This is a genomic window from Flavonifractor sp. An91 (assembly GCF_002159225.1).
Taxonomy (GTDB): Bacteria; Bacillota; Clostridia; order Oscillospirales; family Oscillospiraceae; genus Flavonifractor; species Flavonifractor avicola.
Genome location: NZ_NFHA01000087.1, coordinates 1 through 1,545 on the forward strand (window position 1 = coordinate 1; position 1,545 = coordinate 1,545).

At 61.4% G+C, this 1,545-nt stretch carries 3 protein-coding genes; all 3 read left to right on the top strand.

Going from position 1 to position 1,545, the window contains the following annotated elements; translation table 11 throughout:
* Positions 1 to 701, top strand: a 701-nt coding sequence (locus B5G42_RS17495; RefSeq protein WP_087273161.1) for a GDSL-type esterase/lipase family protein, incomplete at its 5' end; no start/stop codon positions are given.
* Positions 698 to 1,168 carry a DUF4358 domain-containing protein gene (locus B5G42_RS17500; RefSeq protein WP_087188496.1) on the top strand — a complete coding sequence of 157 codons (471 nt, stop codon included), beginning with the start codon at positions 698 to 700 and terminating at the stop codon, positions 1,166 to 1,168. The genes B5G42_RS17495 and B5G42_RS17500, both read left to right, overlap by 4 nt.
* A gap of 177 nt (positions 1,169 to 1,345) precedes the next feature.
* Positions 1,346 to 1,545, top strand: a 200-nt coding sequence (locus tag B5G42_RS18300) for a hypothetical protein (protein WP_206406219.1), incomplete at its 3' end; no start/stop codon positions are given.

The following is a 1,545-nucleotide window of genomic DNA, read 5'->3' on the forward strand; positions in this document are numbered from 1 at the left end:
CGCCTACCCCTACACCTGCCTTTGATTTTACCCAGCCCGCCCCCAAGACCGATCCGGTGGACATGGACTACTTCTCCGACGCCCTGTTCATCGGCGACTCCCGCACCCATGGGCTGGAGCTGTACAGCGGCGTCAAGGGCGCCACCTTCTACGTCTACACCGGACTGAGTATTTTCGGGGTGAACAATCCCGGCCTGGTGACGGTGGACGGACAGGACTATTCCATTGTGGAAGCCCTGGAGAAGGGTCCCCGGTTCGGCAAGGTCTACATAGCCTTCGGTATGAATGAGCTGGGTTATTACAATGAGGAAAACTATTTGCGCACCTTCGGCGTCTTTATAGAGGAGGTAAAGGCCCTTCAGCCCAATGCCGTGGTCTATCTGCAAAATCTGGCCCCGGTAGACGAGGCCAAATGCAAGGTCTACGGCCAGGCCTCCTGCGTCACCAATTCCCGGATAGAGACCTTTAATCAGCTGTTTGCCCAGCTGGCCCGGGAGCATCAGGTGGTGCTGGTGGACGTGTACAGCGCCCTCACCGCCGACGGCCCCCTGCCGGACGACGCCACGTCGGACGGCATCCACTTCAAGCGTCCCTGGTATGAAACATGGCTGACCTGTCTGATGGAACACACCGTGGACCCGGCGATCTACCAGGCCGGACAGACCCATGCGGATGATATGGAAGGAGATAAAAAACCATGAAGAACCTGTTGACCCGACTGCTGCCCGGCGTGCTTGCCCTGTGCCTGACCCTTTCCGCCTGCGGAGGCGGTGGAAGCGCCAAGAGCTATGACCCTGCCGCCACCGCCAAGGCTCTGCTGGAGTCCGACGCCTTCAGCGACACCCTGGACACCCTGGACAAGGACACCGCCGCCACCATGTACGGCATTGACGCCTCCACCATCACCGACTGTGTGGTGTACACCTCCCTGTCCATGGGCGCGGAGGAGATCGCCGTGCTCACCCTCACTGACGAGGCAGCCGCCAAGACCGCCAAGGAGGCCCTGGATAAGCGGGTCAGCGATCAGATCACCGCCCTGGAGAGCTATATGCCCGGAGAGGTGGACAAGCTCAACCACGCCATCGTGGAGCAGACCGGCAACACCGCCCTGCTGGTGGTGGCCGCCGACGCTGACGCCGCTCGCAGCGTGCTGGACAGCCTGAACTGAGTCCCACCCAAAAACGCCGGGGATACCCCGGCGTTTTTTCTCAAAAAATAAACTGGCTTTCCCTCAACTTTTCACTGGCCCCTGCCGTCTAACAGATGCAAACACAAGACCCCCGGCCGGGTCCAGTTTATACAGATCGAGGTGTCTTCATTGTCCCAGTCCTATCATCCCAAACGCATGAAAAACAAGAGAAACGGCCCCGGCGCCACCCTGCCCCTGCTCATTGCCGCCGCAGCAGTATGCGTCTGTCTGCTGCTCATCCCCTCCGCGGGCAAGAGCGCTCCCCCCGCCGCCGAGGTTTCCCCCTCCGTGCAGCCCGAGGTCACCCCCTCCGCACCGGTGACCGAGCCCTCCGCCGCCCCGTCGGAGTCTCCGGC

Excerpts from the sequence above, each read along its gene's own strand:
- B5G42_RS17500 (WP_087188496.1), top strand. The coding sequence starts at position 698 with ATGAAGAACCTGTTGACCCGACTGCTGCCCGGCGTGCTTGCCCTGTGC.